Here is a 9,443-nt window from a genome sequence, read left to right as displayed (position 1 = left end):
CTTCTCCCGCGGGGTACGTGGCGTGCCCGGAGTCGAGAAGACCTTGAACCGGGTGCCGGAATTGCCGAATGCCCAGGAGGGCAACTCAATGGCCTGGCTCTCGAGCTGGGCCAGGGTGTCGGGGCTGAGGGTCACGATGTGCTTCTTTCGGTCGGGGCAGCGGATGCCGCGGCGAGGGAGTCGAGTTGATCTTCCAAATTGAAGATTTCGGTGAGTTGGAGGAACCCTGTGTCGGGGGCTCCGGCGAGGGCCACGAAGAAGTCGCCCATCTCGGCCTGCCAGCGGGCGTTGACCTCCGTGGCGGCCATTCCGGCCTGTGCCGCGGCCAGATCTGCGGTCTCGAAATAGCCGATCAGCAGTCCGTCCGTGCGCAGGAAGAGGGAGTAGTTGTTCCAGCCGGTGGACTTGAGGGCCAGCAGCATGTCCGGCCAGACGGCGGCATGGCGACGACGATATTCGGGGATCAGCTCCGGCTTGACCTGGAGTTGAAAGCACACGCGGTGCTGGGTATCGCTGCTCGACATTGAGGTTCCTTGCTGGTTCGGATACGGAAAGTGAATCGATTCAATCCTGCCTTGCGGAGCGGTCTCCCGCAAGGCGGCGGGGCGAATGCCGGAGCATTCACCCCGCAGCCAGAGGAGCCGGATAGCGCGGTCGTGCGGGTGGTGCGGGCGGACAGCCTAGAAGTTGAAGTCCGCGATGTTGTCCTTGTTGAAGGTGTACGGATCGCCGAGCAGCACGGTGCTGTCAGCTCCGACGGTGAATTCGCCGAGGTCGCCCGCGGTGAACTTGTCGCCGTCCTTGCCGGTGATGGTGCCGTCGATCAGGGCCTTGGCGCCGTACGCGGCGAGGTAGCCGAGGTCGGCCGGGTTCCAGAGTGCGAACGCCGTGACGGTTCCGTCGGTGACGTAGTCACGCATCTGGTTCGGCGTGCCGAGACCGGTGAGCGCGACCTTGCCCTTGTACTGCGAGGTCTGCAGGTATCGGGCGGCCGAGGCGATGCCGACCGTGGTGGGCGAGATGATTCCCTTGAGGTTGGGGTGCGTCTGCAGGAGCGCCGCCGTCTTGTCGAAGGAGGTCTGGTCGTCGTCGTTGCCGTACACGGTGTCGACGAGCTTGACGTTCGGGTGGTTGTCGGCGAGGTCCTTCTTCATCAGGTCGATCCACGCGTTCTGGTTGGTTGCGTTGGCCGAGGCGGAGAGGATGGCCACCTCGCCAGTGTCACCGATCTGCTCGGTGATCAGGTCGACCTGGATCTTGGCGATGCCGTCGGCCGTGGCCTGGTTGATGTACAGGTCGCGGAACTCGGGTGCGGTGTCGGAGTCGAAGGTGACGACCTTGGTGCCGGCCTTGCGGGCCTGGTTGAGGGCGCTGCCGATCGCGTTGGGGTCGTTGGCGGAGAGCACGATCGCGCCCACGCCCTGCTGGGTGAGGGTATTGATGTAGCTGACCTGGGCATCCGCGGCCGCGGTGGCCGGGCCGACCTCGGCATAGGTGCCGCCGAACTCCGCGATGGCCTTGGCTCCGCCCTTGTCCGAGGTGTCGAAGTAGGCGTTTCCGAGGTTCTTGGGGAGGAAGGTGATGGCGTAGTTCTTGTCGACGGAGACGGAGCCGGAACCGGCGGTGGAGTCGGTGGAGCTTCCGGATCCGGTGCTCGCGCAGCCGGCGGCGAGGAGGGTGACGGCGACGACGCCGGCGACGACCGTGACGGCCCGGGCGCCGCGGCGCCGGATGGGGGTGGAAAGTGACATCGTTGTGCCTTTCGAGGTGAGTGCTGCGGATGTTGGTGGTGGGATGGGGGACGGCGCCGCTTGGTGCGGGCGCCTAGTTCTCTGTCGTTGTTCGTCGGAAGCGCAGGCTGCGATACCACGGCAGAAATCGGGGGGAGAGCACGGACAGGATCAGGAGCGCGCCGGTGATGATGTTGATCGAGTCCGAACTCACGTTGGCGAGGCGGAGCGCGCTCTGCAGCACTCCGAGCAGGAGCACTCCGGCGATGACGCCGTGGATGGCCCCCTTGCCGCCGAAGATGGAGACGCCCCCGAGAAGCACGGCCGCGATCACCGCCAGTTCCAGACCGGTCGCATTGTCGCCCCTGGCGCTGCCGTAGCGGAAGGTCCAGTAGATTCCGGCGAGAGCCGCGACCAGGCCGGTGAGCATGAAGGAGACGACCTTGGTGCGGTTGACGTGCACCCCGGAGAAGTGCGCGGTCTCCTTGCTGAACCCGATCGCGACGATCCCGCGACCGAACGGAGTGAAGTGAAGCAGGGCCGCGAAGATCACGATCAGGATGACGACGAGCACCATCGCGACGGGAATGCCGGTGTCGCCGAATTGGGCCTGGGCGAGGTCGAGCCAGAAGGGCGGAAAGCTCGTGACCGCGGTCGTGCCGAGGAGCCCGACGGCGATGCCGCGATAGAGCGCGAGGGTGCCGATGGTGACGGCCAGTGACGGCAGTCCGACGATGGTGACGAGGAGTCCGTTGATGAGGCCGGCGATGAGGCCGACGACCAGGCAGGCGACGATGGCGGCCGCGACGGGCCACCCCGCCTGGGTCAGGATCCCGAGCATCACGCTGCTCACTCCGAGCGTGCTCGCGACAGACAGGTCGATCTCTCCCATCATGATGACGAGGGTCATCGGGAGCGCGATCATCAGGATAGGTGCGACGTCCAGCAGCAGGAAGCCCAGGGTGGTCGTCGTGCCGAAGCTGTTCACCTGCACCGAGGCGATGACCACGACGAGGATGAGTGCGACGATCACGGCGATCTCTCGGGTGAGCAGCCAGCGCATCCAGAGCGGGCGACCGTAGTCGGCGTACACGCGGGGGCCGGTGCGAGTCTCGGCCGTTGCGGAGTTGGTCATGCGTTGACCTCCCTTTCGGAGCTGAGTTGCCGGGAGAGTCGAAGCGACAGCACGCGGTCGAGAACAATGGCGCCGATGATGAGGGCGCCGACGACGGCCTGCTGCCAGAAGTCCGGGATCCCGAGGATGGGCAGGGCCCGGTTGATGGTCAGCAGGAGCATGGCGCCGATGGCGGCGCCGTAGACGCTGCCGCTGCCGCCGAAGATCGCGACACCGCCGATCACGGCCGCACCGACGGCCTGGAGTTCGAGGCCGGTTCCGGTCTGCGAGTTGGTGGTTCCGTACCGGGCGGCGAAGAGTACGCCGGCGAGACCGGCGAGGGCGCCGCAGAGGATGAAGGCGACGAGGATGCGGCGGGTCACGTTGAGGCCGTACAGGTGCGCGGCCGCGGGGTCTGAGCCGATCGCGTAGAGCTCCCGGCCACCGCGCTGGTTGCGCAGGTACCAGCCCGCGCCGAGCACGACCACGAGGGCGATGATCGTCAGGTAGGGGATGAAGACGACGGAGCTCGTACCGAGGGCGAGGAAGTCCTTGGGCAGGTCGGAGGCGTTCACCCGGTTGCTGCCGGCCCAGAGAACGTTGATGCCGCGATAGGCATACAGTGTTCCGAGGGTGATCACGAGGGCGGGGACCTTGCCAAAGGCGACCAGGGCACCGTTGACCAGTCCGAGGATCGCGCCGAAGGCGATGCCCGCCGCGAAGACCGCGATCAGGGGGATGCCCGGGACGTCGATGAAGAGTCGGCCGGTGAGATACGCGGTCAGGCCGACGACGGAGCCGACCGACAGGTCGACCGAGCGGGTGATGATCACGATGGCCTGGCCGACCGCGACGAGCACGAGGATCGAGGGGGTGAGGAGCAGGTCGCGGAATCCGTCTGGGCTGAAGAGGAACGTCGGGTTCTTGATCGTCGTGAGGACCACGACGATCAGCAGGGCGGCAAGGATGCCCGTCTCCCGGGAGCGCAGGAAGCTGCGCAGGCCGCGTCCGAAGGCGCCGCTCGTCAGGCGTACCTGGCTGGTCATGGTGGTGGTCACTGGATCGGCTCCGTTGCGTGGGTGGCGGCGAACATGATGGACTCGGCCGTCGCATCCGCTCGGGCGAGTTCTGCGGTGATGCGGCCCTCGCGCACGACGAGCACGCGGTCGGCCATGCCGAGGATCTCGGGGAGCTCGGAGGAGATCATGAGGATTCCGAGGCCCTCGCCGGCGAGTTGGGAGAGCAGTCGATGTACTTCCGCCTTGGTCCCGACGTCGATTCCGCGGGTGGGCTCGTCGATGATGAGCACCTGGGGGTTGGTCGAGAGCCACTTGCCCAGCACGACTTTCTGCTGGTTTCCGCCGGACAGGGTGCCGACCTCGGTGTCGAGGGCGTTCGTCTTCACCTCGAGCCGCGCGGCCCAGTCCTTGGCGGCGCCATTCTCGAGGGTCGAGGTGATGAAGCCGAAGCGACTGAGCCTGGCGCGGGTCGAGAGGGTCAGGTTGCGTGCGACGGATGACTCGAGCACGAGACCCTGCTTGCGCCGGTCCTCCGGGACGAGTGCCAGTCCCGCCGCGACGGCCGCGGTGGGGGAGAGCCGCGGCACGAGCTTTCCGCGCACCCGGACGGATCCGGAGTCGTAGGAGTCGACCCCGAATAAGGCCCGCACGATCTCGCTGCGCCCGGCCCCGACGAGGCCGGAGAGTCCGACGATCTCGCCGGCGCGCACGGTGAGGGAGACGTCGGAGAAGACGCCCTTTGAGTTCAGGCCGTCGACTTCGAGGAGCACGTCGCCGAGGTCCGCAGCCAACTTTGGGAATAGGTCGGTGACGTCGCGACCGACCATGCGGCGCACGATTTGGTCGACGGTCGTCTCGGTGATGCCGTCGGTCGAAATGTATTCTCCGTCGCGCATGACCGTGATCGTGTCGCAGAGGGCGAAGACCTCGTCGAAGCGGTGCGAGATGAACACGAGGGCGCGGCCCTCGTCCCGCAGGTTGCGGGCAACGGCGAAGAGCCGGTCGACCTCGACGCCGCTGAGGGCGGCGGTCGGCTCGTCCATGATGAGCACGCGGGCGTCGACCGAGATAGCCTTCGCGATTTCGATGATCTGCTGGTCGGCGATCGACAGACCCTCGGCGGGCCGGTCCGGGTCGATCCGCACCGCGAGCCGGGCGAACAGTTCCTCGGCCTCTGCGCGCATGGCCTTGCGGTCGATCCGGCCGAAGCGCAGGGTGGGCTGACGGCCCATGAAGATGTTCTCCGTGACGGAGAGATCGGGAAAAAGCGTCGGTTCCTGGTAGATGACGGCGATGCCGGCGGCCTTGGCCTCGGCGGTCGATCGGAAGTCGACGCTCTCGCCCCGGAGCAGGAAGTCTCCGGCGTCGCGCTGGTAGAGTCCGGCGACGATCTTGACCAGGGTGGACTTGCCTGCGCCGTTCTCACCCACGAGGGCGTGGATGGAGTTCATCTGCACCGTGAGGTTCGCGGATTTGAGCGCGACGACGGAGCCGAAGGACTTCGCTACTCCGCGTAATTCGAGGGCCGCGGGGCCGGGGTTGCTCGGGCTGATCGACATTGACTTGTCCTGACCTCCACATTGAGGATTGTTGGGCAACGGGCGTGATCGCGGGTTTTTGATTCGTTTCAATTCTGCGAACAACGGAGAATACATTGTGACCACGCCACACCTGTCAAGTCCCAAATCAGTAACGCTTGGACATTCACGGTGGCGGCCCCGGCCGCGACGGGCTGAGGCGAAATTGCCCGGACCGGTGCGGTGGCTGGCAATCCGACCGTCGATCTGACACGATTCATCGAGGTTTGGTATCGGCCCGGTGGGAGATAAGAAAATGTCTGTAAGTGTGCGTGAGGTCGCCGCCACGGCAGGCGTATCCGTCGGGACGGTTTCGAACGTGCTCAATCGCCCGGACAAGGTCTCCGCGACCACCGCCGAACGCGTGCAGGCCGCCATCGCCCAGCTGGGTTTTGTGCGCAACGACGCCGCCCGTCAGCTCCGCGCCGGCCGCAGCCGTAGCATCGGCCTCGTCGTGCTCGATGTCGCCAACCCCTTTTTTACGGATGTCGCTCGCGGCGCCGAGGACCGCGCGGCAGAAGAGGGCCTCACTGTGCTCCTAGGAAACAGCGACGAGAACCCGGGGCGCCAGAGCGCCTATCTCGACCTCTTCGAGGAACAGCGGGTGCACGGCGTGCTCATCTCGCCCCTCGGGGACGTCGACGACCGGCTCTCGAGGCTGCGCGCGCGTGGGACACCGACCGTGCTCGTGGACAGCGAGATCGCCGACCGGAGCTTCTCGTCCGTCGCCGTCGACGACGTGGCCGGCGGTTATCTCGCGGCGAGCCACCTCGCCGCCATCGGCCGTACCCGGATCGCCTTCGTCGGCGGACCCCACAGCATCCGTCAGGTCGTCGACCGGCTCGAGGGCGCCCGCAAGGCCGTTGCCGAGCACCCGGGCGTCGTCCTCGAGACGATCGACACGGACTCGCTTTCGGTGCTGCAGGGACGATCCGTCGGCGAGCAGCTGCTCGCCCGCCCCGCCGGCAAACGTCCGGACGCGGTCTTCGCGGCCAACGACCTGCTCGCGATCGGTGTCCTCCAGGCGCTGAATATGCTCGGCGACGTACGCGTCCCGCGCGACATCGCCCTGATCGGGTACGACGACATCGCCTTCGCATCAGCTGCCGTCGTTCCGCTCTCGTCGATCCGCCAGCCGAGCGCCCTGATCGGGTACACGGCCGTCCACCTGCTGCTGCGCGAGGCGGAAGGCGGAGAGGACTTCGAGCACGAGCAGATCCAGTTCCAGCCGGAGCTCATCGTCCGCGAGTCGACGGCCGGCTCGGCCCCGAGCGCCTGACCGCTGCCGCCGCCCGGCCCCCTCGGCCCACCGCTCGTCCGCCGTGCGACCGCCGTGCTCGCCGGCTCCGCCCCCTCGGCCATGACCGCTACGCAAACGGCAGCCCGCGCCCGAGGATGCGGGCGCGGGCTGCCGGAAGCGGCGCGGCGATCCGTGCTAGAAGTGCATGTTCATCGCGATCGACTTGTCGACCGGCTCGACGGTGACCTCGTCGGTGGCGACGACGTCCTCCGGGTAGCGCTCGGATTCGATCTGCTGCAGGGACTTGCCCTGGGTCTTCGGCGCCCAGATGGCGCCGACCGCCAGTGACACGGCGAGGAAGCCGATCAGGATCAGGCCGAGCCAGGACAGGCCGATCGAGGTGAGCAGGATGGGGAAGACCATGCTCAGCAGGCCGACCATGATGCGGGCGACGAAGAACAGGATGCCCTGGGCGCTCGCCCGGTATTCCGTGGCGAAGAGTTCGCTGGCCCAGAGGCCGTAGAAGGCCTGCGCGCCGATTCCGGCCGCGACGCCCCAGAGCACGGCGAAGGAGAGCAGCGCGGGCATGGTCGGTTCGGCGAAGACGAGGACGGCCCACGCGGCGATCCCGAGCAGTGAGCCGACGATGTAGAGGATCCGGCGGTTGAACTTGTCGGCCAGGCGCATGAAGCCGAAGTAGGTGGTCGCGACGGTAAGGCCCCAGACCAGCGCCTGCAGCAGGTACTGCTCCGTCGCGCTTTCGACCCCGGCGGCGGCGTAGACGCGGGGCATGAAGATTCCGGCCTGCCCGGCGACGATGTTCCAGAAGGAATACACCCCGATCAGGAAGAAGATCGCGGTGATGTTCGCTTTCTTGCTGAACAGGGCCTTCACGCCGTGGAAGACGTTGGTCGAGGTGGCCCTGGCGTTGGATTCCTTCCAGATGGCGGTCTCCGGCAGGCCCTGCCGCATGTACCAGGTGATCAGGGCCACCAAGAAGAGTTCCGCGAAGATGAGCCGGCTGCCGAGCAGGCCGAGCGGTTCGACGGCCACTGCGAGCAGGAAGCCGATCAGTGGGCCGAACGACCAGGCGAGCTGGGCGGCGCCGACATGCTTGGCCCGTTCACCGGCCGGTGCCTGCTCGGAGAGGTAGGTCCAGGAGGCCGGAACACCAGCCCCGACGGCGATGCCGGTGATGATGAAGGCGAGCAGCAGCATCCCGTAGCTGACCGCGAACACGGCGAGCCCGACGCCGATCATGTAGACGATGAGGTCGTAGGTGTAAATGAACTTGCGGCCGTACTTGTCGCACAGCGGGCCGCCGATGAGTGCACCGGCCGCGGCGCCGAAGGCGTTGGCGCTCAGGGCCGCGAGCAGGCCGACGGCGAAGTCGTCGATTCCGAATTCCTTTTGCCAGAGCGAGAGACTCGTTGCGATCGCGATGATCGAACCGGCCTCGATGTAATTGGACATGGCCACCGAGATCGTGGCTTTCCTGCCCGTCGTGCTCTTGTTTCCAATGCGGACCACGGAGGGTCCTCCCTTGCTGTCGTCATTGATGCAGAGGCTCGTGGCCTCGACAACGAGGACGCGATGCGATGGCGCCGGCGGCGCCGCGCCCGATGTTTTGAAACGATTCAACAAGCGCGCTAGACAGACTACGTCACAATCATGAGCTTGGCTAACCAGATCATGAGCATTGCCAGGAGGGTACCGAATCAGTGGACGCTCGGGCGCCCCGCGCCGAGTTGACGATTGGCGGAATCCGGGGATACACTCGCAGTAGTTGAAACGATTCAATCTGGATCGTGACGAAATGAACTGAGACCGGGGAACCGGGGCCTGGCCCCACGCTCCGCCGGTCCGAGAGGACAAGGACTCCATGAGCAGGGCAAGCAATGAGCTTCGGGAAGAGATTCTGTACTGGTGCCGCGAATCGGTCCGCACCGGACTGAACTTCAACACGCAGGGCAACATTTCCATCCGCCTACCCGAACATGACGCGATCGTGATTACGCCATCCGGCATCCGCTACGACGTGCTGACCATCGACCAAATGGTCGTCGTGGGCTACGACGGCGTCGTCATCGAGGGGGAGCTGTTTCCCTCGACCGAAACGGATGTCCACCTCGCGCACTACCGTCGGCGCCCCGACATCAACGCGATCGTGCACACCGAATCGCCCTACGCGAACATGTTCGGTGCCATCGGCAAGACCATCGACCCCGTGCTGTTGAACATGGTGCTCTACGCCAAGGGCGCCGTGCGGATCATGCCCTTCGAATTCTCCACCAACAAGGACTTCGGCGAACTCAGCGCCGCCCTCATGGGCGACGACACGAACGCCGTCGTCTGGGGCAACCACGGCATGATCTCGGTCGGCGAAGACGTCGGCGGCGCGTTCAAGGTCGCGGTCGCGGTCGAAGCCAACGCCCAGGTACTCCACGGTTCCCTCGCGCTCGGCACGCCGAACATCCTCGCGCTCGAAAAGATCGTCATCCCCGAGGGCGCGCGTCTGCCCTGACCCATTTGCCCTGATTCACAGACGGGCGGCTCCGAGGCGGAGTCGCCGTCCCCCCACCGACCCACAACACAACCCAGCACTACCCACAGAGAAGTGACCCCATGACCATACTCAGCGCAGAAACCCTCCGTCTCCTCGAAAGCCAGGCCATTGAGTTGCCCTCCTGGGCATTCGGCAATTCCGGCACCCGGTTCAAGGTCTTCTCGACTCCGGGCACGCCACGTACCCCGCGGGAGAAG

General features: G+C 66.1%; 8 protein-coding genes and 2 pseudogenes. 3 read left to right on the top strand and 7 right to left on the bottom strand.

Annotated elements, in window-relative coordinates:
* The 6 genes and pseudogenes from E3O54_RS17100 to E3O54_RS15715 form a co-directional block, all read right to left on the bottom strand.
* Positions 1 to 138: pseudogene (locus E3O54_RS17100) on the bottom strand (rhamnose isomerase); the annotation flags it as partial.
* Positions 132 to 524: an L-rhamnose mutarotase gene (locus E3O54_RS15735; protein ID WP_134402000.1), complete on the bottom strand. Its 393-nt coding sequence runs from the start codon at positions 522 to 524 to the stop codon at positions 132 to 134. The gene E3O54_RS15735 and the pseudogene E3O54_RS17100, both read right to left, overlap by 7 nt.
* Positions 525 to 680: 156 nt before the next feature.
* On the bottom strand, positions 681 to 1,751 hold the full coding sequence (rhaS, locus tag E3O54_RS15730) for a rhamnose ABC transporter substrate-binding protein (protein WP_134401999.1): 1,071 nt from the start codon (positions 1,749 to 1,751) through the stop codon (positions 681 to 683).
* A gap of 73 nt (positions 1,752 to 1,824) precedes the next feature.
* Positions 1,825 to 2,865, bottom strand: coding sequence for an ABC transporter permease (locus tag E3O54_RS15725; protein ID WP_134401998.1), 1,041 nt, complete (start codon positions 2,863 to 2,865; stop codon positions 1,825 to 1,827).
* Entirely contained in the window at positions 2,862 to 3,890 is a 1,029-nt protein-coding gene (locus E3O54_RS15720) for an ABC transporter permease (protein WP_134402002.1), read from the bottom strand. The genes E3O54_RS15725 and E3O54_RS15720 overlap by 4 nt, the downstream gene beginning before the upstream one ends.
* Before the next feature lie 8 nt (positions 3,891 to 3,898).
* Complete coding sequence (locus tag E3O54_RS15715; RefSeq protein ID WP_134401997.1) at positions 3,899 to 5,422, bottom strand: sugar ABC transporter ATP-binding protein; 1,524 nt, start codon at positions 5,420 to 5,422, stop codon at positions 3,899 to 3,901.
* A 274-nt stretch (positions 5,423 to 5,696) separates the two neighbouring features.
* Here E3O54_RS15715 and E3O54_RS15710 point away from each other — a divergent pair, with 274 nt between their 5' ends.
* Complete coding sequence (locus tag E3O54_RS15710; RefSeq protein ID WP_134401996.1) at positions 5,697 to 6,719, top strand: LacI family DNA-binding transcriptional regulator; 1,023 nt, start codon at positions 5,697 to 5,699, stop codon at positions 6,717 to 6,719.
* 156 nt (positions 6,720 to 6,875) lie between these two features.
* Here E3O54_RS15710 and E3O54_RS15705 read toward each other — a convergent pair whose 3' ends face one another.
* A complete protein-coding gene (locus E3O54_RS15705; protein ID WP_241976936.1) occupies positions 6,876 to 8,210 on the bottom strand; it encodes an MFS transporter in 1,335 nt (444 codons plus the stop codon).
* Between the two features lie 352 nt (positions 8,211 to 8,562).
* Between E3O54_RS15705 and E3O54_RS15700 the strand changes: the two genes are divergently transcribed.
* Entirely contained in the window at positions 8,563 to 9,204 is a 642-nt protein-coding gene (locus E3O54_RS15700; protein ID WP_134401995.1) for a class II aldolase/adducin family protein, read from the top strand.
* 101 nt (positions 9,205 to 9,305) lie between these two features.
* Positions 9,306 to 9,443, top strand: a pseudogene (locus E3O54_RS17095) (rhamnose isomerase); the annotation flags it as partial.

It is taken from the genome of Cryobacterium sp. TMT2-4, assembly GCF_004402575.1.
Classification (GTDB): domain Bacteria; phylum Actinomycetota; class Actinomycetes; order Actinomycetales; family Microbacteriaceae; genus Cryobacterium; species Cryobacterium sandaracinum.
This window is presented reverse-complemented; position numbering and strand designations above follow the sequence as displayed.